We start from the raw sequence: 26276 nt of genomic DNA, 5'->3' as shown, positions 1-26276 counted from the left end.
TCGCGGGCGCCGGGATCCTGCTTGGTGCTCGTGCTCCTGCTGCTGGTGTTCCCGGCGGCCGTGCTCAGCCGGCTCCGCCGACGCGCGGACTGAGCACCCCGGAGAGCTCGAGGAGCATCTCTTCCAGGACGGCCGCCGCCTTGTCGTCGCGCAGGACCACCGCCCGCACGAACTCGAGAACGCGCTCCCGCGAGACCGCAGCCGCGCCCTCGTCCGACAGCGTGACGTAGCGGACGAAACGCGGAATGAGGTTCTCGATCGTCTCGGCGAGCACGCGGTCGGGGATCACGGCCAGGATGGCCGCGGTCGAGCGCTGGAACGCGTCGATCGGCGAGGTGTCGCCCATTCCGTCGCTCTCGCGCTCGAGCCGCTCGGCCACGACCGTCAGCTCCAGCTCCGTATCCACATCGACACCCTGGACCGCGTGGCGGATCGCCGGGGGCATCAGGAGGCGCAGCACGCCGATGACGTCGACGATCTCGCGGATCTCGAGGGGCGACACCAGGGTGTAGCGGTTGGGGGCCGTGCGGATCAGTCCGACTTGCTGCAGCCTGCCTATCGCCTCGCGCACCGGGGTGCGGGAGACGCGCAGCGCATCGGTGAGCTCCCCGTCTTTGAGGCGCTCGCCTGGTGCGAGGTCTCCTGTGATGATGCCGGCGAGGAGTACCGCGTAGACATCGTTTCGGAGGAGACGCCGGTCGGCCGCGAGCGAGGGGAAGCGCTGGCGGAGTTCTTCGAGGGTCATGGGGGGAACTCGTTTCATGAACTCAGTTTTGCTCTGGTATATTTATAGATTACCAGTAAGCATCTGACCAGAGCAAACTGCTCGTTCCACCCCCCGACCCAGGAGCACCCGACCATGCCAATGCCCACCGCCCACGTCGCCCGCATCTCCCTCTCCGAAGAGGCCTATGTGCGCATCGAAGCCGCCATCATGGACGGCACCCTCGAACCGGGTGAACGCCTCCGCGACGCCGACCTCGTCGAGTGGCTGGGGATCTCCCGCACCCCCATCCGCCACGCGCTCGACCGACTCGCCGAGCAGGGCCTCGTCGAGATGGAGCGCAACCGCTTCACACGCGTGGCCCCGTTCGACATCCACGGCGTCCTCGATTCCGTGCAGGTCGCCGGCGACCTGTGGGCCGGCGCGGCGTTGCGCGGACTCCCGCTCTGGGAGGCCGCGGACGATGAGGTCATCGGGGACATCCAGACCGAGCTCCTCGAGGCGGCCTCGCAGGACGACACCGTCAAGTTCATCACCGTGTGGGCGCACCTCGTCAGCACCTTCACGCGCATCGAAGGCAACCAGGTCCGCCTCCGAGCGCTCAACAACGTGCTCCCCCAGGTCCGCCGGCTCGGCCGCAAGCTGCACGGCCGCCTCGACCCGCTCGCCCTCGAAGGCTTCACGCGCGATCTCCGCGAGGCCATCGCACGCCGCGACGGTCGCGCCGCGGTCACGCTCATCGACGACTCCGTGACGCGGATCGGGGAGGTCCTCGCGGAGCTCTGACCACGGCTCCCTCCGAGCCACCACGGGCGGCGATATCCGTGCTGCCCCGGATGCCCGAGACCGTTCGCCGGCGTTACCGTGTGATCAGTCCGGCCAGAGGGGGCAGTCCAGGGGGGACGACAGAAGGCCGGTCCCGAGAGGGACCGGCCTTCTGCTCTGCGCTGACGACTACTTGGTCAGCGGCTCCAGGGTCGGGTCGTTGGCGTAGGCCTCCGCCGCGTTCGCCTTGGTGACGATGATCGGCTTCAGGAGGTAGGCCGGGACGACCTTGACGCCGTTGTCGTACGACTTGTCGTCGTTCGTCGCCGGCTTCTTGCCCGCCTGCAGGTCCTTGACCATGTCGATGGCCTGCTTGACCAGGTTGCGGGTGTCCTTGTTGATGGTCGAGTACTGCTCGCCCGCCATGATGGACTTGACCGACTCGGCCTCCGAGTCCTGACCGGTGACGATCGGGACCGCCTTGCCTGCACCCTTCACCGAGGTGATGATGGCGCGGGCCAGGGTGTCGTTCGGCGACAGGACGCCGTCGAGCTCGGTCGAGCCGTAGCTCTTCGCGAGCAGGGTGTCCATGCGGGTCTGCGCGTTCGCCGGCAGCCAGCCCTGGGTCGCGGTCTGCTTGATGTCGGTCTCACCGGAGACGACCTTCAGCGTGCCGTCGTCGATCTTCGGCTGCAGGATCTTCATGGCGCCGTCGAAGAAGACCTTCGAGTTGGCGTCGTCGGGCGAGCCCGAGAACAGCTCGATGTTGAACTTGGTCTTGCCCGGGTACTTGGCCTTCATGCCGTCGAGGAGGGCCTGACCCTGCAGCTCGCCGACCTTCTCGTTGTCGTACGCGACGTAGTAGTCGACGTCCTTGGTGTTGAGGATGAGGCGGTCGTACGCGATGACGGTCGCGCCGGCGTCGTGCGCGGCCTTGGCCTGCGCGGCGAGCTGGCCGCCGTCGACGGCGCCGATGATGACGACCTTGGCGCCGTTGGTGATCATCGACTGGATCTGCGACTGCTGGTCGGAGACGCCCGAGCCACCGGCGTACTGCACGTCGCCCTTGAAACCGGCCGCCTTGAGGCCGTCGGTGAACAGGCCACCGGCGAGGACCCAGTTCTCCGACGTCTTGGTCGGGAGGGCGACGCCGATGGAGGCGTCCTTGGCGAAGCCCGAGGCGGTCGAGGCGGTGCCGGAGCCGTCACGGCTCGAGCAGCCCGACAGGGCCAGCGCGGCGGCAGCGGCGACAGCCACGGTCGCGAGTGCGATCTTGCGCATTCGTATCTCTTTCTCTGGTTGTGATGGTGCAGGGTTCTTCGAAGGGAGGTGCGGGTCAGGAGGTCAGCGACCGCGCCGAGTCCTCGGCAGGGTCGGACGTGGGGAGCACGGCGGGCTGCTCGGCGCCGGCCGCGTCGACCGCGGACTCCCGGCGACCTCGGCCGCCGAGCAGGCGCCCGATCAGCGAGGGGCCGCCGCGGCGGTGCGAGTAGACGTCGATGCCGACGGCGATCAGGAGGACGAGGCCCTTGATGATCTGCACCCAGTCGCTCGTCACGCCGAGGAGCTGGAGGCCGTTGTTGAGGACCGCGATGACGAGACCACCGACGATCGAGCCGGCCACGGTGCCGATGCCGCCGGAGACCGCGGCGCCACCGATGAAGACGGCGGCGATCGCGTCGAGCTCCCAGCCGAGGCCGTCCTGCGGGCCGGAGGAGACCGATCGGGCGACGGCGATCATGCCGGCCAGCGCGGCGAGCACGGACATGTTCATCATCACGTAGAAGTTGACGCGCTTGATCTTGACGCCGGACAGCTCCGCGGCGTGCGAGTTGCCGCCGACCGCGTAGATGTGGCGGCCGAAGATCGTGTTCCGGGTGACGAACGAGTAGAGGATGATCAGAACGCCGAGGATGATGCCCGAGACCGGGAACGACGTGCCGACGCGGCCTCCCGCGAACAGGAACGTGAAGTAGATCACGACGGCGTCGAGCACGACGACCTTGAAGACGCTCACCCACAGCGGGGCCTTGTCGGAGCCCATCTTCGTCTGGCTGCGGCGGGTGCGGACCTCCAGCAGCGCGATGACGACGGCGATGACGATGCCGAGCAGGAGGGTCGAGTTGTTATAGCCGGTGTCCGGGCCCCACTCGGGGAGGAAGCCGCCGCCGATGAAGGTGAAGCCGTCCGGCACCGGGATGGTGTTGGCATTTCCGATGAGCTGGTTGAGGCCGCGGAAGATGAGCATGCCCGCGAGGGTCACGATGAACGCGGGAACCCCGACATAGGCGACCCACCAGCCCTGCCAGGCTCCGATCACTGCGCCCACCACGAGGCCGAGCAGGATCGCGAGCGGCCAGGGGAAGTTCCACTGCGTCATCGACTGCGCGACGATGATGCCGACGACCGCTGCCACCGACCCGACCGACAGGTCGATGTGGCCGGCGATGATCACCATGACCATGCCGATCGCCAGCACCAGCACGTACGCGTTCTGGTTGACCAGGTTGATCAGGTTGACCGGGTCGAGGGTCTTGCCGCCGGTGAGCAGCTCGAACAGCAGGACGATGACGACGAGCGCGCCCAGGATGCCGAACTGGCGACCGGTGGACTGGCCGCCGCCGAACATCTTGCCGAGGTCGCGGATTCCGCCGGACTTCTTCTTCTCTTCGATCTGAGTGGTCATTATCGGGTGGCCTTCTTCTTGGCGGACGTCATGCTTTTCAGCAGGGTCTCGGGGGTCGCCTCCGCGATCGGAAGCTCGTTGGTGATCTGGCCCTCGAAGATCGTGTAGATGCGGTCCGAGATGCCGAGCAGCTCCGGCAGCTCGGAGGAGATGACGATGACGCCCTTCCCCTGCGCCGCGAGGGCCTGGATGATGCCGTAGATCTCGTACTTGGCGCCGACGTCGATGCCGCGGGTGGGCTCGTCGAGGATGAGGATGTCGGGATCGGTGAACATCCACTTGGCCAGCACGACCTTCTGCTGGTTGCCGCCCGACAGGGTCGCGACGCCGCGGTCGACGTCCGGGGTCTTGATCCGGAGGCTCTTGCGGTACTCGTCCGCGACCGCGTACTCCTGCTGGTCGTTCACGACGCCGCGTTTCGCGATCTTCTTCAGCTTGGCGGCGACGATCGACTGCTTGATGTCGTCCAGGAGGTTGAGGCCGAGCACCTTGCGGTCCTCGCTCACATAGGCGAGGCCGTTGTCGATCGCCTCGGAGACGTTGCGGACCTGGATCTCCTTGCCGTCCTTGTAGATCTCGCCGGAGACGAAGGTGCCGTAGGAGCGGCCGAAGACGCTCATCGCGAGCTCGGTGCGGCCGGCGCCCATGAGCCCGGCGAAGCCGACGATCTCTCCGCGGCGGACGGTGAAGCTGGAGTTCTTGACGACGAGCCGGTCGGCGACCTGCGGGTGCTGCACGACCCAGTCGCGCACCTCGAAGAGGACGTCGCCGATGTCCGGCGTGCGGTCGGGGAAGCGGCTCTCGAGGGTGCGGCCGACCATCCCGCGGATGATGCGGTCCTCGTCCACGCCATCGCCCTTCACGTCGAGGGTCTCGATCGCGCGGCCGTCGCGGATGATCGTGATCTGGTCGGCGACCTTCTCGATCTCGTTGAGCTTGTGGCTGATGATGATGGAGCTGACGCCCTTGTGCTTGAGACCGACGATCAGGTCGAGCAGGTGGGCGGACTCGGCCTCGTTGAGTGCGGCGGTCGGCTCGTCGAGGATGAGGAGCTTGACGTCCTTGTTGAGCGCCTTGGCGATCTCCACGAGCTGCTGCTTGCCGACGCCGATGTTCTTGATCTGCGTGTCCGGGTCGTCGTTCAGGCCGACGCGCGCGAGCAGCTCGATGGCGCGGCGCTTGGCCGCGCTCCAGTCGATGACGCCGCCGCGGCCCGGCTCGTTGCCGAGGAAGATGTTCTCGGTGATCGAGAGCTCCGGGATCAGCGCCAGCTCCTGGTGGATGATCACGATGCCGCGCTGCTCGGAGGACTTGATGTCCTTGAAGCGCATGACCTCGCCCTGGTAGACGATGTCCCCCGTATAAGTCCCGAACGGGTACACGCCGGAGAGGACTTTCATCAGCGTGGACTTGCCTGCGCCGTTCTCGCCGCAGATAGCGTGGATCTCGTTGGCGTGGACGGTGAGGGAGACATCCTCGAGCGCCTTCACTCCCGGGAATTCCTTGGTGATGGCGCGCATCTGCAGGATGACTGCGTTCGACGGCATCGTCGCTCCTTGGTGTGCTGTTCGGGCTGGGTGGTCGCTGCGCGGGTGACTCGCTTGCGCCTAAGTAGTAAACGCTAAGTTCAGTCTTGACGTCAAATAGTGAAGACAACGGATGCATAACGGTATCCCGTGCACGGGATGCGGCGCCTACTCGTTGCCGTCGAGGGCGCCCTGGATGACCAGGGCAGCAGCGCCGAGCGATTCGGCGCGGTCGCCGAGCGACGAGATCCGCACGACCGTCGTCTCGGCGATGACCGGGATGGCGTTGTGCTGGATGCCGCGCCGGATCGGCTCGAGGAGCGCGTCCCCGAGCCCGACCAGCGGCCCGCCGATGAGCACCAGCTCCGGGTTGATGACGTTCGCGATGCTGCCGATGGCCTGGCCGATCGCCGTCCCGGCGTCGCTCACCACCCGCAGCACGGCCGGGTCCCGCTCGCGTCCGCGCCGCAGGATGTCCGCCGTGCTGACCGGGGCGTTGACCCCGTGCCCGAGCGTCTCGAGCATCACGCTCGTGGACGCGATCGTCTCCAGGCAGCCGCGGTTGCCGCACCGGCAGATCACGCCCTGCTCGGTGACCGGTGTGTGGCCGAGCTCGCCCGTGATCCCGAGGAACCCGTAGTACGGCAGGCCGTTGAGGATCAGCCCGGCGCCGATGCCGGTGCCGATCTTCACGAAGATCAGGTTGCGGACACCGCGGTTGGCGCCCCACGTCACTTCCGCGAGCGCGCCGAGGTTGGCATCGTTGTCCACGACCACCGGGAACCGGAACGCGTCCTCCAGGTCGCGCAGCCGCACGCCCACCCACTCCGGGAGGATGGCGCCCTGCAGCACGGTTCCGGTGCGCCGGTCGATGGGGCCGGGGATGCCGATCCCGACCGACAGGACGGCCTGCCGGTCGTGCCCGCCGTCCGCCAGCATCCGGTCGAGGAGCTCGGCTGCCTGCCGCACCGCGTCGGACACGTCGTAGCCCAGCGGGAGCGCCATCGCCTCCTCCGCGATCACCTCGTAGCCGAGGGTGGAGAGGACGATGCGCGCGTGCCGGCGGCCGAAGTCCACACCGACCGCGATGTCCCCGGTGTCGGTGAGCTGGACGAGCAGCGCGCGGCGGCCGCTGGAGGTCACCGGCGAGGTCTCGACGACGCCTTTCGCGGCCATGTCCCGGACGATGTTGGACACGGTTGCGGTGGAGAGCCCCGTCCCGCGCGCCAGCTCAGCCTGGGTGGATGGTCCGTTGGCCAGGAGGAACTCGACGAGCCGCTCCTGGTTCAAGTGCCTCAGCGCGCCTTGCGACCCGGGATTGCGTGCGCCACGCGAGGGAAGACCCTGTGTGGCGGTCATGCGATAAGAGTGAATGATGTCTGAGATGTAGTCAAGTTGTGAACGTAACGGTTGGACAGGGGCGGCTGCGAAGGTGTTCAGGCGGGCTGCGACAATGGACGCATGCCCATCCTGAACAAGGACATGCAGGTCTGCATCTCGCTCTCCGGCCGTCCCAGCAACATCGGCACGCGGTTCCACAACTTCCTGTACGACGAGCTCGGGCTGAACTTCGTCTACAAGGCGTTCACCACCGACGACCTGGAGGGCGCCGTCCGCGGCATCCGGGCGCTCGGCTTCCGCGGGTGCTCGGTGTCGATGCCGTTCAAGGAGGCCATCATCCCGCTGGTCGACAACCTCGAGCCGTCGGCGCTGGCGATCGAGTCGGTCAACACCGTCGTCAACGAGGACGGGCTGCTCACGGCCTCCAACACCGACTACGAGGCGGTTGCCCAGCTCCTCTCCGAGCACGCGGTCGATCCGGCGTCGCGCGTCGTCGTGCGCGGGTCCGGCGGCATGGCCAAGGCGGTCGTCGCGGCGTTCCGCGGCGCCGGGTTCGACGACCTGACGGTGCTGGCCCGCAACGAGGAGGCCGGCACGGCGCTAGCCGGCAAGTATGGCTACACCTGGACCGCGAGCGAGCCCGAGCCGGACTTCGACGTGATCGTGAACGTCACGCCGCTCGGGATGCGCGGAGCCGACGAGTCCGCGCGGTCGTTCGGCGACGCGTTCGTGGAGCGCTCGTCCGTCGTCTTCGACGTCGTCGCGTTCCCGTCCGAGACGCCGCTCATCGCGGCGGGACGGGCGGCGGGCAAGCGGCTGATCACCGGCGCGGAGGTCATCGCCCTGCAGGCGGCGCGTCAGTTCGAGCGGTACACCGGCGTCGCGCTCACCCCGGACCAGGTGTCGCGGGCGTCCGAGTTCTCCCGGGCCGAGTGATCAGGCAGACCGAGTGATCAGGCAGCATGGCCGGGCCGGAGCCTAGACTTACCGACGTGTCAGAAGACCTCCTCGCCCTGGAGAATCAGGTCTGCTTCGGCCTCGCCGTCGCCGCGCGCAGCGTGATCGCGTTGTACCGGCCCGTGCTGGAGCCCCTCAACCTGACCCACCCGCAATACCTGGTGATGCTCGCCCTCTGGGAGCGCGAGCCGCGGTCGGTGAAGGAACTCAGCGACGCGCTGCAGCTCGAGCCGGCCACCCTCTCCCCGCTGCTCAAGCGGCTGGAGGCGAACGGCTACGTCGAACGCAGGAGGAGTTCGGCCGACGAGCGAGCGCTGGAGGTCACCCTCACCCGCGCAGGGCGCGAGCTGCGCGCCGAGGCGGAGAAGATCCCGCCGCGGATCGTGGAACGGCTCGGTCTGCCGGTGGACGACATCCTGAACCTGCGCGAGAGCCTGCGGACGATCATCGCGGCGGCCGTCCGGGAGTCCTGAGCGCGTCAGGCGCGATCGGGCTTCAGGCGGCGATAGGACAGACCAGCCGGCTGGCGTCGCGTTGCCCCTCGGGCCGCAGCACGGAGTGCTCGGTCATCGGGTGCCCGCAGATCGGGCACGGCGCGGCCGGCGAACGGAGGTCGGGACCTTCGGGATGCCCGGCGCCGAGCTGCGCGGGACCGGCCACGCGGATCAGCTTGGCGTTCCAGCTCGCGTACCACTGCGCGAAGCGACCGGACATCTCGACTCTCCCACCGACGTGTAACTAGTTAGGGCACTAACTAATAGTGTAGCGCGATTCGACCATGACCCGGGGGTCAGGGTTTAAGCTGACGGCGGAGCGAATCATCCCGGCTCCGCGAGGTGGAACATGCAGATCGGCGAGCTGGCCGGCCGCGCCGGCGTGACGGTGAAGGCCGTCCGCTACTACGAGCGCCTCGGTCTCGTCGCGCCCGGGCGGCTGCCGAACGGCTACCGCGACTACGACGACGCCCAGCTGCGCGCGGTCCGGGAGATCCGCGAGCTGGCGGCCACCGGCATCCCGCCGGGGAAGGCCGCGCCCTTCATCGCCTGCCTCGGCTCTGGGCACGCCCGCAGCGACGAGTGCCCGGCCTCCGTCGCCGCCTACCTCGACGGCCTCGCGGAGGTGGAGGCCGCGATCGCGGTCCTGGAGGCGCGCCGCGAGCAGCTCGCCCGGCGCCTCGCCTCGGCGACCGGCGACGTCCCGCAGGCGCCCGACACCGGGTACGGCTGCACGGTGGCCGGAGATCATCCCACGGGATGACCCCCTCCCGACCATCGACCGATGCCCCCGGCGCCCTCCCCCGCTTGACTTGATGTCGTGGCCGCTCCGCCCGGCGGACGGCCACCCATCAGCCGGACGAGGGGCCGGCCGAGGAGGGGGAGACGATGACCACGCTGGAGCACCGCCACCACCAGGGGGGCCTGGTGCGAGCACGGGGAACGCTCGCGGAGGTGGCGGACAACGCCTACCTCAGGCTGTTCTCCACGCTGGTCATCCTCGCGGCCGGCGCCGCGTCGCTGGTTCTCGTGATCGGATTCGTGCTCGACGTGGTCGTGCCGCTGGTCTTCGGGAACGAGCTGCGGGCGCTGGCCGTGCTCTTCCCGCACTGAGGTACCCCTCCCCTCCGCCGCTCCGGAGGCCTAGAGTCGCCGCATGTCGCTCGTCTTCTCGGCTCTCGCGTCCCTTGACGGCTACACCGTCGACACCTCCGGCTCCTTCGACTGGGCCACTCCCGACGCGGAGGTGCACGCCGCGGTGAACGCCCGGGAGCGCGGCATCGGGACCTACCTCTACGGCCGTCGCATGTTCGAGACCATGCACGTGTGGCAGGACATCGGATCCCACGACGAGCCGGCGGTCATGCGCGAGTACGCCGACATCTGGCGCGACGCCGACAAGGTCGTGTACTCGTCCTCGCTCACCGGTGTCACGACGCCCCGCACCACCGTCGAGCCGGTGTTCGATCCGGCCGCCGTCCGCACACTGGTGGAGGCCGCGCCCGGCGACGTGTCCATCGGCGGCCCGACGCTCGCGGCCGAGGCCTTCCGCGCCGGACTGGTCGACGAGGTCGTGCTCTACCTCGTCCCGGTGTCCGTCGGCGGCGGCACGGCCGCGCTGCCGACCGACCTCATGCTGAACCTCGAACTGCTTGAGGAGCACGCCTTCCCGTCCGGGACCGTGATGCTGCGCTACCGGGTCAGTTCACCCGCAGCGTGACGCTGGGCCGGTCGAGCGCGACCTCCAGGTCGTGCAGCGTGACGCCGTGCTCGCCGAGGATGGCGACCGGGTAGAAGAAGGCGTCGTACCCGGTTGCCGTGCCGGGGAGGTGCACGCCGTCCGACTCGAACGGGAGCGGGTGGCCGGAGGTGCGGGTCACCAGGTCGCCGTCGTCGCCCAGCTCCACCGAGACCGAGCGGGTCGGCGCTCCGCGCTCCAGGAAGCTCCAGCTCATCGCCGGCAGCCGCACGTCGATCGTCGCCCGGTAGAGGTCCCGCTGCTCGCTCAGGAGCCCGGCGGCCCAGCCGACCGTCTCGGTGGCGCCGTGCAGCAGCATCCAGCCGTTCATGGCGGAGGTGAGGACGAGCAGCCCTGAGCCTTCACCGAGGTGCGGGTTCTCGCACCAGGAGAACTGCTCGTCGAGGATTTCGGCCTCCAGCTCGGTCGCGACGCCGCGTGCGGGACCGGCGGGCAGGAAGATCCAGCTCCCGCTCGCGAACACGTCGAAGAGCTGCTCGCTCAGCACCGGGACGTCCTCGGACACGAGAGGATTCTACGGCGCGAGGCAATCAACCGCCGAGGGGCACGTCAACGCCCCTAAAACCCGCTTTTAGGGGCAACGACGTGCCCTTCGGCGACGGGGCGATCAGTGGCCGGCGACCCCGGTCGCGAGCCGGTCGACCCGTCGCAGGGAGCGGTCCACGAGCGTGATCACCAGGAACAGCGCGCCGGCGCCGAGCATGAACCAGGCCAGGTCGTGCAGGCCGCCGGTGTCTGCCGTCGTGTGGAAGAACGCTCCGGTGGCCGCCGAGGCGAGCATCGCGCCCAGGTACATGAAGGTGCGCAGCAGACCCGACGTCGCGCCCATCCGGGTCGGGTCGGCCTGGTGGTAGAGGGTGTTCTGGATGGCGAGGTTCACCAGGCCCTGCGGGATGCCGGTGACGATCGCGATGAGCACGAGGAACCAGATCGCGGCCTCCGCTCCCACCAGGAGCAGCAGCACGGCCATCACGATCTGACCGGCCGCGCCCACGATGAGCTTCCAGCGGATCTCCGGCTTGCGTCCGAACAGGGACGCGACCACGATCCCGACCCCGAAAGTCGGCAGCAGGATGAGGCCCGCGGCCGCCGGCGACAGGCCGCGGCCGCCCTCCAGCCACTGCGTGAACCCGTTAGAGGTAGCAGTACGAGACGGTCGCCGCGAGCACGGCGCGCGCATACGTGACCAACAGCGGAATATTGCCCGCGAACACCCGCACGTCGATGAACGGGTCGGGGCGGCGCAGCTCCCAGAGCGCGAAGGCCGCACCGAACACCGCGGCGAGCCCGAGCAGCCAGAGCTGCGCGAGATGGATGTCCATCAGGAAGAGCAGGAGGCTCACCAGCGTGCCGGCGAACAGGGCGACGCCGAGGTAGTCGAGCCGTCCCCGCGGCGGCCGGGTCGCGTCCAGCGCCGTCGACTTCGGGAGGAAGAGCAGGCTGAGCACCAGCGACGCGATCGCCAGCGGGATGTTCACAGCGAACGTCGCCCGCCAGCCGCCCACCTGGATGAGGAGGCCGCCGAGCGTCGGCCCGATGACCGCGATGGTCTGGGTCGTCACCGACAGCGCGGTCAGCACGCCCGCCGGGCTCCGCATCCCGGTGCGGGTCGCCTCGCTGCGGATGAGGTACATGGCCGCCGGGTAGCCGGCGCAGGTGCCGAAGCCGAGGATGACGCGCGCGATCACCAGCACGGCGATGTTCGGCGCGAACACGCCGATCACCCCGGCCAGCCCGGTCAGGATGGCGCCGGCGACGGACAGCTTCCGCGGCCCGAACATGTCCACCAGCCGGCCGACGAGCGGCTGCCCGATCGAGGTCGCCAGGTAGAGGGAGGACACCAGCCAGGCCGTCTCGGAGGCCGGCGCGCCGAGCGCGGTGGCGATGGGGACGAGCGCGACCGCGATGATCGACGAGTTGACCGGGTTGAGCACGGCGCCGATCATCATCGGCGCGAGCAGCCGCCGGTCGAACCGGTCGGCGGGGCCGGGCTTGGCGGCGATCAGGTCGATCACGCGCTCACCAGCTTGTCGATGAGCACGGTCGCGGCGAGCACAGTCTGGCGTTCGTCCTCGGTGAGCCGCTCCTCCATCGCCTGCACGAGCCACTCGCGCCGGGCATCCAGGTTGCCGCTCTCAGCCTCCCGCCCGGCGTCGGTCAGTGAGACGAGCTGGCGGCGGCCGTCGGTGGGGTCGGGCGTGCGGACGACGAGGCCGAGCTCCTCGAGCGACGCGATCGTGGTGGCCATCGACTGCGGGCGCACGCCCTCCAGCTCCGCCAGGCGGGAGGCCGTGTTGCCCTCGCCCTTGCCGATGCGCGCCAGCGCGGACGACTGCTGCGCGCTGAGACCGGCCGGCTCGGTCGCCACCTCGCGCAGCCGGCGGCGGAGCCGCGCGAAGGCGACCCGGAGGTCGAGGGCCGCGCGGATGGAGGAGACGGAGGGATCGGGCATATCGACAGTCTAGCTGTTCAGTCGTAACTGTGCAGCTCAGACTGTCTAATTGCGATTCACGCGCGGCGGCTAGGCTGCCGCCCGTGACCACCCCCGCCTCCCCGCCACCTGGCGCGCTCGCCCGGAGGCTGACCCTCGGCGACGCCGTGACGATCGGCCTCGGCTCGATGATCGGCGCCGGGATCTTCGCGTCGTTCGCCCCCGCCGCCGCGGCCGCCGGCGTCGGGCTGCTGGTCGGCCTGGTCATCGCCGGCTTCATCGCCTTCTGCAACGCGACCTCTTCCGCGCAGCTCGCTGCCCAGTACCCGACCTCGGGCGGCACATACGTCTACGGGCGCGAGCGGCTGGGCGAGTGGCCCGGCTTCCTCGCCGGCTGGTCGTTCGTGGTCGGCAAGACCGCCAGCTCGGCCGCGATGGCGATCACGTTCGCCACCTACGCGGTGCCCGCGGCCTGGGTGAAGCCCGTCGCCATCCTCGCGGTCGTGGTGCTGACGGTCGTCAACACGCTCGGGATCACGCGGACGGCCCTCCTCACCCGCATCCTGGTCGGGGTGGCCCTCCTCGCGCTTACCGTGGCCGTTGTCATCGGCTTCACCCACGCCGCGGCGAGCGCGGCCGCCCCCGGCGTCACCCCGACGGTCTACGGCGTCCTCCAGTCGGCCGGCTTCCTCTTCTTCGCGTTCGCCGGCTACGCCCGCATCGCCACGATGGGCGAGGAGGTCGTCGACCCGGCGCGCACCATCCCGCGCGCGATCACGACCGCCCTGACGATCGCGCTCGTGGTCTACGCGCTCGTCGCGCTGTCCGCGCTCCACGCGCTCGGCGCCGCAGGACTCGCGTCGGCGACCGCCCCGCTCAGCGCCGTGGCCGACACCACGGGAGCGGACTGGCCGGGCATCGTGATCCGCGTCGGCGCAGCCGCGGCAGCGCTCGGCGCCCTGCTCGCGATGATCGCCGGCATCGGGCGGACGAGCCTCGCGATGGCCCGCAACCGTGACCTCCCGAGCTGGTTCGCCGCCGTGCACCCGCGCTTCCGCGTCCCTTACCGCGCCGAGCTCGCGCTCGGGCTCGTGGTCTGCGTGCTCGTCGCGGTGACCGACCTCCGCGGCGCGATCGGCTTCTCGTCGTTCGGCGTTCTCCTCTATTACGTCGTGGCGAACCTGTCGGCCTGGACGCAGGACCCGACGAACCGGCGGTACCCGCGCGCGCTGACGGTCGCGGGAGCGGTGGGATGCCTGGTGCTGGTGGTGACGCTGCCGGTGGCGTCGATCGTGGCGGGCGTCCTGGTACTGGCGGTGGGAGTCGTCTACCGAGCCGTGCGGCTGCGTGTCGCGCGGTGAGGCGCGAGCATCCTCAGATCCGTTCGAGCTGATCCTCGACGTCGGTGTCTGCCGGGATCGGCCCGCGGGGCTGGCCGAACGTGATCGTGACATCGAGGCCGCCATCGGGCGAGCCGAGCACGTCGAGGGTCGCGTCGTGCGCGCGCGCAATCGTGGCCACGATGCTCAGGCCCAGCCCGAAGCCCTCCCCGACTCGGTCGTTGAGCCGGGTGAAGGGTTCTAGGAGCCGGGCGACTTCCTCCTGCGGAATCGCGGGCCCGGTGTTCTGGATCCGGAACACGGTGTGCTCGTCGCTCTCCGCGATGGAGATAGTCACGGCGCCATCCGGCGCGTTGTAGCGGACGGCGTTGTCGACCAGGTTGCCGATCAGTCGTTCCAGCAGGTCGGGGTCGCCCGTGATGTCACCGGGATCGCCCGTGAGCGAGACCGTGATGCCGGGGGCGCTCGTGCGGTCGACCACCCGGCGGGTGAGTTCGGCGAGCCGGATCCGCTCCTCGCGGTGCGGGCCGAAGTCGCTGCGGCTGAGGGTGAGGAGGGCCTCGACGAGGTCTCCGGCGTGCTCGGTCTCGGCGCGGACGTCCTCGCCCATCCGCTGGAGGTCGGCGATCGACGCCTCCGGTTTGGCGAGGGCGACGTCCACCCGGGTGCGGATGACGGTGAGCGGGGTGCGCAGTTCGTGGCTCGCGTTCGCGATGAAGCGGCGCTGCGCGGCGAACGCCTCCTCCAGCGTGTCCAACATGCCGTCGAAGGTGTCGGCGAGCTCCCGGATCTCGTCACGGGGTCCGCCCAGGGCGAGGCGGGCGGTGAGGTCTCCGTCGCCGGCGGCCCGGGCCGCCGCCGTGATGCACCGCACCGGTCGCAGGATGCGGCCCGCGACGAACCAACCGGCGAAGCCGGCCGCGACGGTCAGCACCGCGAGGACGAGGAGTGCGTCCACCGCGAGCGTCTGCAGCATGTCGGCGCGCTGGGCGGCGGCAGCTGCGGCGGTCGAATGCGAGAGCAGCGTGCCGCACTTCATCTTGAGGGTCGGATCCACCGGAGCACCGTTCGCACCGAGTTCGGCGCAGGTCTTCACAAAGCTCTTGCTGTCTGCGGGGGTGCTGATGTCCGTCGACTTCACGTTCGACGCGACGAGCACGTAGGTCAGCGCGACGAGGACGAAACCGGCGATCGCGAACAGGCCGGAGAACAGGAGAGCCAGCTTCATGCGGGCCGTCATCGCGAACCTCCTCATAACCGGTACCCGACCCCGACGACGGTCTCGATCAGCGGGGGCTCACCGAGCTTCTTGCGCAGTCTCGCGATCGTCACGGCGACCGTGTTGCTGAACGGGTCGGCGTTGACGTCCCACACGTGCTCGAGGAGCTCCTCCGCGCTCACCACACCGCCGTCGGCGGCGGCGAGCGCCTCCAGCACCCCGAACTCCTTGCGGGTGAGGGCGAGCGGCCGGCCGGCGCGGGAGCAGCGAACACGAGGGCGGTCGATCACGAGGTCCCCACGGCGGACCACCGCGGCTTTCGACGCCTCCCTCCGGCCGAGCGCGCGCACCCGGGCGATCAGCTCCTCGAAGGCGAACGGTTTGCCGAGATAGTCGTCCGCGCCCAGCTCGAGGCCGTCCACACGGTCCGACACGTCCGCTGCGGCGGTGAGCATGATTATCCGCACGGCGGGATCCCGGCTCGCCAGCTCGCGGCAGACCCGGTCGCCGTGCACCCCCGGGAGATCACGGTCGAGCACGACGACGTCGTAGTCCTCCTCTTCGGTCTGCTCCAGCGCGCGGGCCCCGTCGTAGACCGCGTCCGCCGCCAGACCCGCGTCCGCCAGGCCCTCGACGATCAGGTCCGCGAGCTGACGGTGATCCTCCACCACGAGTACACGCATGACCACATTGTCGCCGCGCCCGTGTGACACCGCGATAACAGCGTGCGTTCGGAAGGTGTCACCGCCCTCCGCCTAGAACGGAGTCGAGTGTCCCGGATCCGCCGGGACGAGATGATCGGGAGGCCGACATGACACGCACGCCTGGGTCCGCACTCGCCGCGCTCGCCACCGGGTTCGCCGTGCTCGCGCTCGCACTCGGCGGCTGCACCTCCGGCTCCGGGCCGACCGTCCCTGTGCTGGGATCGGCGCGGGCGACGTCCGGGACCGGGACGGACAGGGTCGCGGCGATCCACGCGGTCGCCGAGTGCATCCGCTCGCACGGCGCCCCCACCTACAGCGAGCCGGTCCTCGACGCCGAGGGCCACGTGTACTCCGACCGTCGCAGCCTCGACAACCTCAGCCGGGGGACGCTGTCGGATCTCGAACACGCCTGCGGTCCGCTTGCCGCGGCGGCCGGCTTCAGCCCGAGCGACGAACCGCCTGCACCTCCTGCCCTGGTCGCCGCGGGAGTCCGCTCCGCCCAATGCCTGCGCCAGAATGGCATGCCGAACATGCACGATCCGACGAGCAGCAGCACCTACACACCGGGCCACGGCTTCGGGCTGAGGGCCCAGGACCTGCCGAACAACGGCAGCCTCGGGAAGGCCGACCCGGCCGTGCAACGGGCTTTCCACGCGTGCAGGACCGTACTGGACGCCGAGATCCGCGCTTCGGAGCTGACGAGCCTTGCCAAGGACTAGGCGCAACCGCGCGCTCTGGATCGCGGCGGCGGCCGTGGCGATCGTGGCAGCCGGCGCCGGGGGTGCGGCGTGGGCGTCCGGTCGCACGCCGCCCCCCGCTCCTCCGGCGGTGCCGACAGCGTCGGCGAAGGTGATCGCGACCACGCTGTCCAGCACGACGCAGCTCTCCGGCACGCTCGGCCACGGGGCAGCGCGCACCATCTTCAGTCCGGCCTCCGGAACGGTGACGGCGACCGCGACGGTCGGCTCGACCGTGACCCAGGGCGCGACCCTGTTCGCGGTCGACGACAGGCCCGTCGTCCTCCTCGCCGGGACCATCCCCGCCTGGCGCGACCTGAGCGCGGGGGTCCCGCCGGGACCGGACGTCACCCAGCTGGAACAGGATCTGGTCGCCCTCGGCTACGCGACAGGACTCGACCTCACCGTCGACGGGGTGTTCACCGGCACGACTGCGATCGCGGTGGAGCGCTGGCAGCGTTCACTCGGGATGCCTGCCACCGGCGCCGTGAGCCGTTCCGCGATCGTGTTCGAGGCATCGCCGCTGCGCATCCTCGGCGTCGCAGCACCTCCGGGCTCCCGGATCGGGGACGGCCAGCCCGCCCTGTCGGTCGGTTCGACCCAGGTCGTGGTCAGCGCGGATGTGCCGGTGACGCAGACCTCCCTCGTCCACATCGGCGACGCCGTCACGGTCACGCTTCCGGCCGGAACGGAGGTGAAGGCGCACGTGACCACGGTGTCTGCCGTGGCGGCGAACCCGGACGCATCGGGGTCCGGGTCCGGTCAGCAGAACGGCCCCCCGACCGTGCCGGCCACGATCGTGCTCGACGACCCCGCCGCGGCGGCCGGACTGGATCAGGCGCCCGTCACGATCGACGTCACCGACCGCACGGTGCACGACGTCCTCGCCGTCCCGGTCACGGCGCTGGTCGCGCTCCAGGGAGGCGGCTACGGGGTCTACGTCCGGCACGGCGTGACGCGGAGGCTTGTCGGCGTCACTCCCGGTCTCTTCGCCGACACACTGGTGCAAGTGACATCGAGCGGCCTGCACGCCGGCGACGAGGTGGTGGTCCCGTCCTCATGACACTCGTCGTCCTCGACCGGGTCGGGATGGTCTACCGCTCACCCGTGCCTATCTCCGCCCTCACCGGGGCGACGCTGTCCATCGATGCCGGGGAGACGGTCGCCGTCGTGGGGCCGTCCGGCTCCGGGAAGACAACCCTCCTGAGCATCCTCGGCGGGCTGGAGCGTCCCACCGCCGGGAGCGTGCTGTTCGCCGGTCACGACCTGTCCGCGCTCGCCGACCGCGACATCGCCGCGCTGCGCGCGTTCGGCATCGGCTTCGTCTTCCAGCAGTTCCACCTGATCGAGCACCTCAGCGTGCTGGAGAACGTCGCGACGGGACTGCTCTATCGCGGCGGACCCGCGTCCTGGCGCCGCTCTGCCGCATTCACGGCCCTGGAGCGCGTCGGGCTCGCCCACCGCGCCGGCGAAAGAGTGGTGCACCTGTCCGGCGGGGAGCGCCAGCGGGTCGCCATCGCCCGGGCGGTCTCCGGGCGCCCGAGCCTCGTGCTGGCCGACGAACCGACCGGCAATCTGGACTCGGTCAACGGGCGGGCGGTGATGGAGTTACTGTGCGGTCTCGCCGACGGGACGACCGCCGTCGTCGTGGTCACCCACGATCCGGGGGTGGCGGCCGGGCTGGGCCGCACGGTCACCGTGGTGGACGGCCGGATCGTCTCCGACACGGGGGGCACGCGATGAGACCGCGTGCGACCTCCCAACGGTCCACGCTCCGGGCGCTCGACGCCCTGGCAGCCGGCTGGGGAGGCCTCGCCGCACGCAGGCTGCGGAGCGCCCTCTCGGTGACCGGGATCGCGATCGCGGTCGCGTCGCTGGTCTGTGTCACCGGACTGGCGGCGTCCGCGCAGTCGGCGCTGCTCGACGAGTTAGGACAAGAGGGCAACCTCCTCACCGTCGCCGCCGGCCAGACCTTCAGCGGGAACGCGACAGAGCTCCCGCTCACCGCCGAGACGATGGTGCGGGCGATTGCTCCCGTCGAAGCCGTCACCGCGGTCGGCACCGTCGCGGGCGTCACCGTGCGCCGCAGCGCCGTCATCCCCGAGTTGCAGACCAGCGGCATCTCCGTGCTCGCCGCCGAGCCGACCCTGTTGCGGGTGATGGGAACCCACCCCGTCCTCGGCCGGTACCTCGACCGCGTCGCCGAGGCCTACCCCGAGGTGGTGCTGGGTTTCGGCGCCGCCCGCAACCTCGGGATCGACCGGGTCGACCCCGCGACGACGGTCCTCATCGACGGGCGGCTGTGGCCCGTGGCCGGCGTGCTCGCCGCCTCGGCGGTCGCGCCGGAGATCGACGACGCGGCGCTGATCTCCTTTCCGATCGCCGAACGGCTCCTCGGCTTCGACGGAGCCGCGACCCGCATCTACGTGCGCAGCGATCCCGACCAGGTGGCTGCGGTGGCCGCCGTCCTCCCCTTCACCGTGTCACCGCAGCAGCCGGAGGCGATCGAGGTGCGTCATCCGTCCGACCTGCTGATCGCGCGGATCACCGCCCGGAACGCTTTCGTCGACCTCTTCCTCGCCCTCGCCGGCGTCGCGCTCCTCGTCGGCGGGATCAGCATCGCCAACGTGATGATCGTGTCGGTCATCGAGCGACGCTCGGAGATCGGGCTCCGACGGGCGCTCGGCGCACGCGCCCGGCACATCGCCGCGCAGTTCCTCACCGAGGCACTGCTGCTCGCGGCCGCCGGCGGTCTGGCCGGCGCACTCCTGGGGGCCGCGGCGACGGCGGTCATCGCGTCCACCCAAGGGGAGACGGTTGTCATCCCGCCCGCGGCGCTCGCGGTGGCGCTGACGGCGTCGGTGCTCACCGGAGCGATCGCGGGCGTTTACCCGGCGATCCGTGCGTCGCGGCTTTCGCCGTCGGAGGCGCTGCGAGCACCGGAATGAGCGCCGCCGCGACACAGCCTCGCCACGGAACCGCGTCGGGGGTTCCGCGGTCGCTAAGCTCCGAACGTGGACGATGCCTTGCTCGACTCCCTCCGGCGCGCCGTCGACGCTGCGCCGGACGATGTCGCTCTGCGGTTGCACCTTGCGAGACTGCTGCTCGAGCGCGGCCTCGGCGAGGAGGCCGTCTCCGTGATGGGTTCCGTGCTCCAGTCGGACCCGGCGAATCAGGAGGCCCGAGAGCTGATGGCTTGGTCGTTGAGCGGCCGGCCTCCCGTTCCGGCCGCTGAGACCGCTCCGGCCCCGGAGGCCGCCCCACCCGGTCGACCGGACGAATTCGACTGGAAGGCCGCGGAGCAGGAGGTGGATGGTGTCGCCCTGCCGGCGTTCGTCCGCGGCGACGAGCCGGATGGGGAGCCTGCGTTCGACGCCGAGTCGCCGAGCGTGACCCTCCGCGATGTGGGCGGGATGCAGAGCGTGAAGGACCGCCTGCAGGCATCTTTCCTCGCGCCGCTCGGAAACCCCGAGCTCCGGAAGCTGTACGCCAAGAGCCTGCGCGGCGGCCTCCTGATGTACGGACCTCCCGGGTGCGGGAAGACGTTCATCGCCCGCGCCGTCGCCGGCGAGATCGGGGCCCGTTTCATCTCGATCGGGCTGACCGACATCCTCGATCCGTACATGGGGAACAGCGAGCACAACGTCCACGAGGCGTTCCAGCTCGCGCGGCGCGAGGCGCCGTGCGTCCTCTTCTTCGACGAGATCGACGCGCTCGGCCAGCGCCGGTCGCAGACCAGGAACAGCGCGATCCGCGGAACGGTCAACCAACTCCTGACCGAACTCGACGGTGTGGACGGCACCAACGAGGGCGTCTTCGTGCTGGCCGCCACCAACCAGCCGTGGGACGTCGATCCGGCCATGCGCCGCCCCGGCCGGCTGGACCGCACGGTTCTCGTGCTGCCGCCGGACCACGACGCGAGGATGGCCATCTTCCGGACGCATCTCGCCTCCCGCCCCGTGGAAGGCATCGACCTCGAGAAGCTCGCCAAACGGACGGAGCTGTTCTCCGGGGCGGACATCGCGTACGTCTGCGAGCTCGCGGCGGAGCGGGCACTGCTCGACAGCGTGCGGAGCGGCGTGCCGCGCCTGATCGCGATGGCCGACCTCCTCGCCGCGCTGGATCAGGTCAAGCCGTCGACGACCTCCTGGCTGGACAGCGCGCGGAATGTCGTCGCCTTCGGCAACGACGACGGCACCTACTCCGAGCTCGGCGCCTATCTGCGTCGGATGCGACGACTGTAGTGGCCGACGCGAGTGTCACCGAGCGCGCGGCCGTCTACCTCGACGCCTCCCGGCCACTCGACGCCTTGCGACTGCTCGGCCCCTACCTCGCCTCGGCGCCGGAGGACGTTCGCGCGCTGTGCCTGCACGCGCGCGCCCTGGTCGACTCCGGCGACGCGCGCAGAGGGGCCGAGAGCGCGCGGCGTGCGGTCTCCCTCGCTCCGGAGGACGAATGGGCGTGGCGGGTCCTCGCCCTCGCCGAGTCGGATGCGGGCAACCACCATGCTGCGGCGGGGGCCGCCGCCCGGGCGCGGGAGCTCGCGCCACTGACCTGGCAGACCCACATGCAGGCGGCCTCGGTCGACCTCGTGGCAGGGACCGCGACCCGCGCCACCCTCGCGGCCGCCCTCCGCGCCGTCGAGCTCGCGCCGCACCAAGCCGTCACCCACTTCATGGTCGGCAACGTGCACCTCGCGCAGCACTCCCCGAAGGACGCCGAGAAGGCGTTCCGCCGGGCCCTTGCGCTGGATCCCCAGATGGAGTCGGCCAGGAACAACCTCGCCGTCGCGTCGATGCGCCAGGGAGCGACCGGCGCGGCCGCGGCGGGCTTCGTGGATGTCCTCGCCGCGAATCCCGTCTCCGATCTCGCCCGGCGCAATGTCCTCGCCGCGGTCGCGGCGACGGTGAACCGCGGCCGCATCCTCCTCGGCGCCGGAGTCGTGGCGTCCGTCGTGCTCCGGAACGCGTCCATCGCAGCCGCTGAGGGCTCTTCGAGCGTCGCCGCACTCGACGCCAAGGTCGCGACCATCCTGGTCGTGATCGCCATCGGCCTCGGCTGGACGGTGCTCGGCGTGCGCTTCGTCGCGGGTGCGGGCATCCGGCTGAGACAGATCCTCCGCGCGGCGTGGCGGTTCGACCGCTGGATCTGCTGGATCGCACTCCTCGGAGTCGCGGTCTACGCCGCGCTCATCGTGACTGCGGTCTCACCGACGGGCTCCAGCGGCGTATGGCTGACGGGCGCGCTGCTCTGCTACGCGGTGCTCATCCTGTGCACGTACATACGGCGATCGAGACAGCTGTGAGCAGCCTTTCCTCGTGCCTGAGGCCGTCCGGCCCGCCGTCGACGCAGGAGTACAGCGACAAGAAACAGAAAGGGCCGCTCCCGACATTCCGTCGAGGCGACCCTCTCGTTCGTGCGCGAGGGGGGACTTGAACCCCCACGCCCTTGCGGGCACTGGCACCTGAAGCCAGCGCGTCTGCCAATTCCGCCACTCGCGCGAACCCAGGAAGACTAACACGACAGCGTCTCCGAGAACGAATCCGCGAGCCCTCTGAAAAGGCTCTTCACCTGGGAGGCAGCCGTGCAGGGTCGTCTTCCAGGGGGTTCCGACTAACATGCATGTAGCTGGCCAAGCCGGGAGCGGGAGACTAGTGGGCATTCTGGACAACTTCGAGCGGGGGCTCGAGCGCGCCGTCAATGGCGCGTTCGCGAAGACCTTCCGTTCCGGGCTGCAACCCGTGGAGCTCACCAGCGCCATCCGCAAGGAGATGGACACCAAGGCGGCCGTCGTCTCCCGAGACAGGGTCCTAGCGCCGAACCGCTTCGTGCTGAGGATGTCGGGCGCCGACTACAAGCGCATGAGCTCGATGGGCGCAGCGCTCACCGACGAACTCGTGGCGTTCGCGCAGAAGCACGCCACCAGCCAGCACTACGCGTTCGCCGGCGGGCTCTCCATCGACCTCCGGGAGGACCCCGACATCAGCGTGGGGATGCTCCAGATCGACTCCGAGAACGTGAAAGGCGACGTCGCCTGGACGCCGGTGCTCGACATCGACGGCCGGCACTACCCGCTCACCGGGGGCCGCACGGTCGTCGGCCGCGGACAGGACGCCGACATCACGGTCGACGACACCGGCATCTCGCGCCGGCACGTCATGATCATCTGGGACGGCCGCCGCGCCCAGGTGGAGGACCTCGGCTCCACCAACGGATCGAAGCTGAACGGGCAGCCGGTGAAGAAGGCGATCCTCGAACCCGACTCCGTCGTCACCATCGGCCGCACCCGCATCGTCTTCCGCGTGCTCCCGCAGGCGGCGCCCTCCCCCGGCTCCGCGCAGGGCGACAACTTCTGGAGCACCTCGTGAATCCGAGCGAGCTCACCCTCCTGGTGCTGCGGTTCGGCTTCCTGCTGCTGCTGTGGCTGTTCGTGTTCGGCATCGTCTACGCCCTCCGCACCGACCTGTTCGGCCAGCGCGTGCGCAAGCTCCCGGAGTCGCAGGCTGCCGCCTCGCCGTTCCCGACGCCGGCAGCCGCGCCCGCCGCAGCCCCCGCAGCGGTCCCCGTTCCCGCCGGCCCGACCGAGCCGGTCATGCAGCACGCGCCCGTCTCCAACCTCCCGGCCGGCGCCAACACCGCAGGGGGCGGCACGAAGGCCAGCGTCCAGACGGCCCACCGCCTCGTCCTCACCTCCGGGCCGCGCGCGGGCACCGAGCTCGCGCTCGGCCGCGACCCCATCACGATCGGCCGGTCCAGCGAGTCCGGGCTGGTCATCCGCGACGACTACACCTCCACCCACCACGCCCGCCTGCTCCTGTGGAACGACGAGTGGATGATCCAGGATCTGGACTCGACCAACGGCACGTTCCTCGACGGCCGGCGTGTCACCGTCCCGACCCAGGTCCCGCTCGACACCCCGATCAAGATCGGGACCACCACATTCGAGCTGCGACGGTAACCCGTGGCAGGCAATCGGGCAGCGGCCGTCTCCCACGTCGGGAAGATCCGCTCGAACAACCAGGACTCCGGTTACGCGGGTCATGAGCTGTTCGTGGTGGCCGACGGCATGGGCGGCCATGCCGGCGGGGACGTCGCCAGCGCGATCGCGGTCAACCGCATCAAGGAGGCAGACGGCGAGTACGAGACGGCTCCGGAGGCGGAGTTCGCCCTCCAGTCCGCGCTGATCGCCGCCAACTCGCTGCTCGCCGAGACCGTCTTCGAGCATCCGGAGCTCACCGGGATGGGCACCACCGTCAGCGCGCTCATGCGGGTCGGCGACGAGATGGCCATCGCCCACATCGGCGACTCCCGGATCTATCTCTTCCGCGACGGCGAGCTCAGCCAGGTCTCGGTCGACCACACCTTCGTGCAGCGGCTGGTCGACAGCGGCCGCATCACGGAGGAGGAGGCGATGGTCCACCCGCGCCGCTCTGTGCTGATGCGCGTGCTCGGCGACGTCGACGCCTCCCCCGAGATCGACACCCTCATCCTCGCGACGCGACCGGGCGATCGCTGGCTGATCTGCTCGGACGGGCTCAGCGGCGTCGTGAAGAACGACGACCTCCTCGCGGCCCTCGGCGCGCGCGACGCGCCCAAGCAGGTCGCGGACAAGCTCCTCAAGCAGAGCCTCGACGCCGGGGCGCCCGACAACGTCACCGTGGTGATCCTCGACATCGCGGACGTCGCCCGCGGCGACGTCGTGAAGGAGCCGATCACGGTCGGCTCGGCGGCCGCCCCCCTCCAGTTCGGCGAGCCCAAGCCCGCGACCCGCGCCACGCGCCTCCCGACCCTCCGCCTCCACCCGGTGCGGCCCGCCACCGGACCGACGCACTTCGAGCCGCAGTCGGACGACTACTTCGACGAGCTGATCGAGGAGGACGAGCGCCGGGCGCGCCGCCGCCGGCTCACGTGGATGATCGGGCTGGCTGTGCTCGTCGTCGCGATCGTGCTCGCGGTGCTCTTCGGGTACCAGTGGACCCAGTCCCGCTTCTTCGTCGGCTCGTCGCCCACCGGCAAGGTCGCGATCTACCAGGGCGTGCAGCAGAACCTCGGGCCGATCGTGCTCTCGCACGTGTACGAGGAGTCCGATGTGCCGGTGAAGAGCCTCCCGCAGTACGACAAGCAGCTCGTGCAGCAGACCATCAACGCGGACGACCTGGCGGCCGCCCGCGCGATCGTGGACCAGTTGACCGATGCCGCAAAACAGTAGCGTGAGCGAGCGGAAGCAGGCCAGGCCGGCCACCGGCCCGGTCAAGCGGCTGCGCCTGCCCGCCAAACAGCGCAACCTCGAGCTGTTCCTCCTGGTCATCGCCTGCGGCATCAACGCGGCCGCGATCGTGCTCGTGCAGCTCGGCGCGCTCGGCCACGTCGACCTCACGCTCGTCTACCTCGGCGCCGGCCTGGCGGCCCTCGTGCTCGGGATGCACATCGCGTTGCGGATCGTCGCCCCGCAGGCCGACCCGTTCCTGCTCCCGATCGCCACCGTCCTGACCGGGCTCGGGATCGCAGAGATCTACCGCATCGACATCCATTTCAAGGACTCCGGCTGGAACAGCGCGGGCGTCAAGCAGATCGCCTGGGCCGGCATCGCCATCGCCTGCGCCATCGCGGTCATCGTCGTCATCCGCAACCACCGCGTGCTGCAGCGCTACACCTACATCTTCGGCCTCGCCGCGCTCGTGCTGCTGCTCCTGCCGATGCTGCCCGGCATCGGTCGGGAGATCTACGGGGCGCGGGTGTGGATCGGCATCGGCCCGTTCAGCTTCCAGCCGGGCGAGCTCGCCAAGCTCTGCCTCGCGATCTTCTTCGCCGGCTACCTGGTGCAGGCCAGGGATTCGCTGTCGATGGTGGGCAAGAAGTTCCTCGGCATCCGCTTCCCGCGCGCCCGCGACCTCGGCCCCCTGCTGATCGTCTGGCTGATGTCGATGGCCGTCATCGTGTTCCAGCGCGACCTCGGCACCGGCCTCCTCATCTTCGGGCTGTTCCTCGTTATGGTGTACGTCGCCACCGCCCGGATCAGCTGGGTGATCCTCGGTCTGCTGCTTATCGGCGGAGGCGCGATCATCGCCAGCCAGCTCCTCCCCTACGTCCACGACCGGTTCGCGAACTGGCTCGACCCGTTCTCCCAGAAGGTCTACGACGCGCAGGGCGGAAGCTTCCAGCTCGTCCAGGGCCTCTTCGGCCTCGCGCACGGCGGCCTGATCGGCACCGGGCTCGGCCAGGGAGAACCCTGGGTCACCCCGGTGGCGCAGAGCGACTACATCATCGCGAGCATCGGAGAGGAGCTCGGGCTGGCCGGCCTGTTCGCGATCTTCGCGCTGTACCTGATCTTCGTCGCGCGCGGCCTCCGGATCGGCTTCGCCGGGCAGGACGACTTCGGAAAGCTGCTCGCGGTGGGGCTGTCGTTCACGGTGGGCCTGCAGTGCTTCATCGTCATCGGCGGCGTGACGCGGGTCATCCCGCTCACGGGCCTGACGACGCCGTTCCTCGCCGCGGGAGGCTCGTCCCTGGTGGCCAACTGGATCATCGTGGCACTGCTGCTGCGACTCTCCGACACCGTCCGCAACCAACCCCGTCTGGTGGTGAGCTGAACG

General features: G+C 70.0%; 29 protein-coding genes and 1 tRNA gene. 17 read left to right on the top strand and 13 right to left on the bottom strand.

What is annotated here, in order from left to right; genetic code table 11:
• Nucleotides 1-64: 64 nt before the first annotated feature.
• Complete coding sequence (locus ABH923_RS11255; RefSeq protein ID WP_370055449.1) at nucleotides 65-745, bottom strand: GntR family transcriptional regulator; 681 nt, start codon at nucleotides 743-745, stop codon at nucleotides 65-67.
• 114 nt (nucleotides 746-859) lie between these two features.
• Between ABH923_RS11255 and ABH923_RS11250 the strand changes: the two genes are divergently transcribed.
• Nucleotides 860-1510, top strand: a complete 651-nt coding sequence (locus ABH923_RS11250; protein ID WP_370055448.1) for a GntR family transcriptional regulator — start codon at nucleotides 860-862, stop codon at nucleotides 1508-1510.
• Between the two features lie 168 nt (nucleotides 1511-1678).
• Here ABH923_RS11250 and ABH923_RS11245 read toward each other — a convergent pair whose 3' ends face one another.
• The 4 genes from ABH923_RS11245 to ABH923_RS11230 form a co-directional block, all read right to left on the bottom strand.
• On the bottom strand, nucleotides 1679-2770 hold the full coding sequence (locus ABH923_RS11245) for a substrate-binding domain-containing protein (RefSeq protein ID WP_370055447.1): 1092 nt from the start codon (nucleotides 2768-2770) through the stop codon (nucleotides 1679-1681).
• 55 nt (nucleotides 2771-2825) lie between these two features.
• Nucleotides 2826-4175: a multiple monosaccharide ABC transporter permease gene (mmsB, locus tag ABH923_RS11240; RefSeq protein ID WP_370055446.1), complete on the bottom strand. Its 1350-nt coding sequence runs from the start codon at nucleotides 4173-4175 to the stop codon at nucleotides 2826-2828.
• Nucleotides 4175-5722, bottom strand: coding sequence for a multiple monosaccharide ABC transporter ATP-binding protein (gene mmsA, locus ABH923_RS11235; protein WP_370055445.1), 1548 nt, complete (start codon nucleotides 5720-5722; stop codon nucleotides 4175-4177). The genes mmsB and mmsA overlap by 1 nt, the downstream gene beginning before the upstream one ends.
• Nucleotides 5723-5869: 147 nt before the next feature.
• Entirely contained in the window at nucleotides 5870-7060 is a 1191-nt protein-coding gene (locus tag ABH923_RS11230; protein WP_370055444.1) for an ROK family transcriptional regulator, read from the bottom strand.
• Between the two features lie 102 nt (nucleotides 7061-7162).
• Here ABH923_RS11230 and ABH923_RS11225 point away from each other — a divergent pair, with 102 nt between their 5' ends.
• Nucleotides 7163-7978, top strand: coding sequence for a shikimate 5-dehydrogenase (locus ABH923_RS11225; protein ID WP_370055443.1), 816 nt, complete (start codon nucleotides 7163-7165; stop codon nucleotides 7976-7978).
• 56 nt (nucleotides 7979-8034) lie between these two features.
• Complete coding sequence (locus tag ABH923_RS11220) at nucleotides 8035-8472, top strand: MarR family winged helix-turn-helix transcriptional regulator (RefSeq protein ID WP_370055442.1); 438 nt, start codon at nucleotides 8035-8037, stop codon at nucleotides 8470-8472.
• A gap of 22 nt (nucleotides 8473-8494) precedes the next feature.
• Here ABH923_RS11220 and ABH923_RS11215 read toward each other — a convergent pair whose 3' ends face one another.
• The gene (locus tag ABH923_RS11215) at nucleotides 8495-8713 is read right to left on the bottom strand and encodes a hypothetical protein (RefSeq protein WP_370055441.1); all 219 of its coding nucleotides are present in this window, start codon (nucleotides 8711-8713) and stop codon (nucleotides 8495-8497) included.
• Nucleotides 8714-8842: 129 nt separating this feature from the next.
• Between ABH923_RS11215 and ABH923_RS11210 the strand changes: the two genes are divergently transcribed.
• The 3 genes from ABH923_RS11210 (at nucleotide 8843) to ABH923_RS11200 (ending at nucleotide 10213) form a co-directional block, all read left to right on the top strand.
• Nucleotides 8843-9256 carry a MerR family transcriptional regulator gene (locus tag ABH923_RS11210; protein ID WP_370055440.1) on the top strand — a complete coding sequence of 138 codons (414 nt, stop codon included), beginning with the start codon at nucleotides 8843-8845 and terminating at the stop codon, nucleotides 9254-9256.
• 125 nt (nucleotides 9257-9381) lie between these two features.
• Complete coding sequence (locus ABH923_RS11205) at nucleotides 9382-9606, top strand: hypothetical protein (RefSeq protein ID WP_370055439.1); 225 nt, start codon at nucleotides 9382-9384, stop codon at nucleotides 9604-9606.
• A 43-nt stretch (nucleotides 9607-9649) separates the two neighbouring features.
• Nucleotides 9650-10213: a dihydrofolate reductase family protein gene (locus tag ABH923_RS11200; protein WP_370055438.1), complete on the top strand. Its 564-nt coding sequence runs from the start codon at nucleotides 9650-9652 to the stop codon at nucleotides 10211-10213.
• Here ABH923_RS11200 and ABH923_RS11195 read toward each other — a convergent pair.
• From ABH923_RS11195 to ABH923_RS11180, 4 genes are all read right to left on the bottom strand, one after another.
• Nucleotides 10194-10757 carry a hypothetical protein gene (locus ABH923_RS11195; RefSeq protein ID WP_370055437.1) on the bottom strand — a complete coding sequence of 188 codons (564 nt, stop codon included), beginning with the start codon at nucleotides 10755-10757 and terminating at the stop codon, nucleotides 10194-10196. The genes ABH923_RS11200 and ABH923_RS11195 overlap by 20 nt on opposite strands.
• Before the next feature lie 102 nt (nucleotides 10758-10859).
• A complete protein-coding gene (locus ABH923_RS11190; RefSeq protein WP_370055436.1) occupies nucleotides 10860-11297 on the bottom strand; it encodes a hypothetical protein in 438 nt (145 codons plus the stop codon).
• Between the two features lie 88 nt (nucleotides 11298-11385).
• A complete protein-coding gene (locus tag ABH923_RS11185) occupies nucleotides 11386-12267 on the bottom strand; it encodes an MFS transporter (protein ID WP_370055435.1) in 882 nt (293 codons plus the stop codon).
• Nucleotides 12264-12704, bottom strand: a complete 441-nt coding sequence (locus ABH923_RS11180) for a MarR family winged helix-turn-helix transcriptional regulator (protein WP_370055434.1) — start codon at nucleotides 12702-12704, stop codon at nucleotides 12264-12266. The genes ABH923_RS11185 and ABH923_RS11180 overlap by 4 nt, the downstream gene beginning before the upstream one ends.
• Nucleotides 12705-12871: 167 nt before the next feature.
• On the opposite strand from ABH923_RS11180, the gene ABH923_RS11175 reads away from it, so the two are divergent.
• A complete protein-coding gene (locus tag ABH923_RS11175; protein ID WP_370057346.1) occupies nucleotides 12872-14044 on the top strand; it encodes an APC family permease in 1173 nt (390 codons plus the stop codon).
• 13 nt (nucleotides 14045-14057) lie between these two features.
• On the opposite strand, the gene ABH923_RS11170 is transcribed toward ABH923_RS11175, so the two are convergent.
• Nucleotides 14058-15263: a sensor histidine kinase gene (locus ABH923_RS11170; RefSeq protein ID WP_370055433.1), complete on the bottom strand. Its 1206-nt coding sequence runs from the start codon at nucleotides 15261-15263 to the stop codon at nucleotides 14058-14060.
• 11 nt (nucleotides 15264-15274) lie between these two features.
• On the bottom strand, nucleotides 15275-15925 hold the full coding sequence (locus tag ABH923_RS11165) for a response regulator transcription factor (RefSeq protein WP_370055432.1): 651 nt from the start codon (nucleotides 15923-15925) through the stop codon (nucleotides 15275-15277).
• A gap of 128 nt (nucleotides 15926-16053) precedes the next feature.
• Between ABH923_RS11165 and ABH923_RS11160 the strand changes: the two genes are divergently transcribed.
• The 6 genes from ABH923_RS11160 to ABH923_RS11135 all read left to right on the top strand — a co-directional run bounded on the left by ABH923_RS11160 (nucleotide 16054) and on the right by ABH923_RS11135 (nucleotide 21988).
• Complete coding sequence (locus tag ABH923_RS11160) at nucleotides 16054-16665, top strand: hypothetical protein (protein WP_370055431.1); 612 nt, start codon at nucleotides 16054-16056, stop codon at nucleotides 16663-16665.
• Nucleotides 16652-17746, top strand: coding sequence for a peptidoglycan-binding protein (locus ABH923_RS11155; protein ID WP_370055430.1), 1095 nt, complete (start codon nucleotides 16652-16654; stop codon nucleotides 17744-17746). The genes ABH923_RS11160 and ABH923_RS11155 overlap by 14 nt, the downstream gene beginning before the upstream one ends.
• Entirely contained in the window at nucleotides 17743-18426 is a 684-nt protein-coding gene (locus tag ABH923_RS11150; RefSeq protein WP_370055429.1) for an ABC transporter ATP-binding protein, read from the top strand. The genes ABH923_RS11155 and ABH923_RS11150 overlap by 4 nt, the downstream gene beginning before the upstream one ends.
• The gene (locus ABH923_RS11145; RefSeq protein ID WP_370055428.1) at nucleotides 18423-19631 is read left to right on the top strand and encodes an ABC transporter permease; all 1209 of its coding nucleotides are present in this window, start codon (nucleotides 18423-18425) and stop codon (nucleotides 19629-19631) included. Before ABH923_RS11150 ends, ABH923_RS11145 begins: the two co-directional genes overlap by 4 nt.
• A gap of 66 nt (nucleotides 19632-19697) precedes the next feature.
• Nucleotides 19698-20927, top strand: coding sequence for a 26S protease regulatory subunit (locus ABH923_RS11140; RefSeq protein WP_370055427.1), 1230 nt, complete (start codon nucleotides 19698-19700; stop codon nucleotides 20925-20927).
• Nucleotides 20927-21988: a tetratricopeptide repeat protein gene (locus tag ABH923_RS11135; protein ID WP_370055426.1), complete on the top strand. Its 1062-nt coding sequence runs from the start codon at nucleotides 20927-20929 to the stop codon at nucleotides 21986-21988. Before ABH923_RS11140 ends, ABH923_RS11135 begins: the two co-directional genes overlap by 1 nt.
• 112 nt (nucleotides 21989-22100) lie before the next feature.
• Here ABH923_RS11135 and ABH923_RS11130 read toward each other — a convergent pair.
• Nucleotides 22101-22184 (bottom strand) — tRNA-Leu (locus ABH923_RS11130).
• A gap of 153 nt (nucleotides 22185-22337) precedes the next feature.
• On the opposite strand from ABH923_RS11130, the gene ABH923_RS11125 reads away from it, so the two are divergent.
• Genes ABH923_RS11125 through ABH923_RS11110 form a run of 4 tightly spaced genes read left to right on the top strand, consistent with a single transcriptional unit; the run spans nucleotide 22338 to nucleotide 26273 of the window.
• On the top strand, nucleotides 22338-23051 hold the full coding sequence (locus tag ABH923_RS11125; RefSeq protein ID WP_370055425.1) for an FhaA domain-containing protein: 714 nt from the start codon (nucleotides 22338-22340) through the stop codon (nucleotides 23049-23051).
• Entirely contained in the window at nucleotides 23048-23641 is a 594-nt protein-coding gene (locus tag ABH923_RS11120) for an FHA domain-containing protein (protein WP_370055424.1), read from the top strand. The genes ABH923_RS11125 and ABH923_RS11120 overlap by 4 nt, the downstream gene beginning before the upstream one ends.
• Nucleotides 23642-23644: 3 nt before the next feature.
• Nucleotides 23645-24892: a PP2C family serine/threonine-protein phosphatase gene (locus ABH923_RS11115; RefSeq protein ID WP_370055423.1), complete on the top strand. Its 1248-nt coding sequence runs from the start codon at nucleotides 23645-23647 to the stop codon at nucleotides 24890-24892.
• A 1-nt stretch (nucleotide 24893) separates the two neighbouring features.
• Nucleotides 24894-26273 carry an FtsW/RodA/SpoVE family cell cycle protein gene (locus ABH923_RS11110; protein WP_370055422.1) on the top strand — a complete coding sequence of 460 codons (1380 nt, stop codon included), beginning with the start codon at nucleotides 24894-24896 and terminating at the stop codon, nucleotides 26271-26273.
• The last annotated feature ends 3 nt before the right edge of the window (nucleotides 26274-26276 follow it).

This window comes from Leifsonia sp. EB41 (assembly GCF_041262565.1).
Taxonomy (GTDB): Bacteria; Actinomycetota; Actinomycetes; order Actinomycetales; family Microbacteriaceae; genus Leifsonia.
The sequence above is the reverse complement of the archived record's forward strand: the minus strand, read 5'-3'. Positions and strand labels throughout refer to the sequence as shown.

What these genes read in the sequence shown, in the direction of transcription:
- ABH923_RS11165 (WP_370055432.1), bottom strand. Translation starts at nt 15,925, where the DNA reads ATGCGTGTACTCGTGGTGGAGGATCACCGTCAGCTCGCGGACCTGATC.
- ABH923_RS11255 (WP_370055449.1), bottom strand. Translation starts at nt 745, where the DNA reads ATGACCCTCGAAGAACTCCGCCAGCGCTTCCCCTCGCTCGCGGCCGAC.
- ABH923_RS11230 (WP_370055444.1), bottom strand. Translation starts at nt 7,060, where the DNA reads ATGACCGCCACACAGGGTCTTCCCTCGCGTGGCGCACGCAATCCCGGG.
- mmsB (WP_370055446.1), bottom strand. Translation starts at nt 4,175, where the DNA reads ATGACCACTCAGATCGAAGAGAAGAAGAAGTCCGGCGGAATCCGCGAC.
- mmsA (WP_370055445.1), bottom strand. Translation starts at nt 5,722, where the DNA reads ATGCCGTCGAACGCAGTCATCCTGCAGATGCGCGCCATCACCAAGGAA.
- ABH923_RS11170 (WP_370055433.1), bottom strand. Translation starts at nt 15,263, where the DNA reads ATGACGGCCCGCATGAAGCTGGCTCTCCTGTTCTCCGGCCTGTTCGCG.
- ABH923_RS11145 (WP_370055428.1), top strand. Translation starts at nt 18,423, where the DNA reads ATGAGACCGCGTGCGACCTCCCAACGGTCCACGCTCCGGGCGCTCGAC.
- ABH923_RS11245 (WP_370055447.1), bottom strand. Translation starts at nt 2,770, where the DNA reads ATGCGCAAGATCGCACTCGCGACCGTGGCTGTCGCCGCTGCCGCCGCG.
- ABH923_RS11225 (WP_370055443.1), top strand. Translation starts at nt 7,163, where the DNA reads ATGCCCATCCTGAACAAGGACATGCAGGTCTGCATCTCGCTCTCCGGC.
- ABH923_RS11205 (WP_370055439.1), top strand. Translation starts at nt 9,382, where the DNA reads ATGACCACGCTGGAGCACCGCCACCACCAGGGGGGCCTGGTGCGAGCA.
- ABH923_RS11175 (WP_370057346.1), top strand. Translation starts at nt 12,872, where the DNA reads ATGATCGGCGCCGGGATCTTCGCGTCGTTCGCCCCCGCCGCCGCGGCC.
- ABH923_RS11180 (WP_370055434.1), bottom strand. Translation starts at nt 12,704, where the DNA reads ATGCCCGATCCCTCCGTCTCCTCCATCCGCGCGGCCCTCGACCTCCGG.
- ABH923_RS11150 (WP_370055429.1), top strand. Translation starts at nt 17,743, where the DNA reads ATGACACTCGTCGTCCTCGACCGGGTCGGGATGGTCTACCGCTCACCC.
- ABH923_RS11250 (WP_370055448.1), top strand. Translation starts at nt 860, where the DNA reads ATGCCAATGCCCACCGCCCACGTCGCCCGCATCTCCCTCTCCGAAGAG.
- ABH923_RS11210 (WP_370055440.1), top strand. Translation starts at nt 8,843, where the DNA reads ATGCAGATCGGCGAGCTGGCCGGCCGCGCCGGCGTGACGGTGAAGGCC.
- ABH923_RS11215 (WP_370055441.1), bottom strand. Translation starts at nt 8,713, where the DNA reads ATGTCCGGTCGCTTCGCGCAGTGGTACGCGAGCTGGAACGCCAAGCTG.
- ABH923_RS11160 (WP_370055431.1), top strand. Translation starts at nt 16,054, where the DNA reads ATGACACGCACGCCTGGGTCCGCACTCGCCGCGCTCGCCACCGGGTTC.
- ABH923_RS11200 (WP_370055438.1), top strand. Translation starts at nt 9,650, where the DNA reads ATGTCGCTCGTCTTCTCGGCTCTCGCGTCCCTTGACGGCTACACCGTC.